This is a genomic window from Streptomyces sp. DT224 (assembly GCF_049844595.1).
GTDB lineage: Bacteria > Actinomycetota > Actinomycetes > Streptomycetales > Streptomycetaceae > Streptomyces.
This window is the reverse complement of the sequence record NZ_JBNCLI010000079.1, coordinates 1-216: the sequence shown is the minus strand read 5'-3', so window position 1 is coordinate 216 and position 216 is coordinate 1. Positions and strand designations below refer to the sequence as shown.

General features: G+C 78.2%; 1 protein-coding gene. It reads right to left on the bottom strand.

What is annotated here, in order from left to right:
- The coding region (locus tag ACLQ2N_RS36120) for a hypothetical protein (RefSeq protein ID WP_425820053.1) at nt 1-216 on the bottom strand (216 nt) is incomplete at both ends.

The following is a 216-nucleotide window of genomic DNA, read 5'->3' as shown; positions in this document are numbered from 1 at the left end:
GCGGGCCGAACGCCGCCACCCCATCGTCCCCGCGATCGTCCTCGGTGCCCGTGCCCGTGCCCGTGCCCGTGCCCGTGGCGGTGCCCGTGCCCGTGCCCGTGCCCGTGGCGGTGGCGGTGCCCGTGGCGGTGGCGGTGGCGGTGGGGGTGGCCCGGTTGAGGCGGGGAGTGAGGAGGTGCTCGCCGCGGACGGCGATCTGTGCTTCGCCCGTGGTCA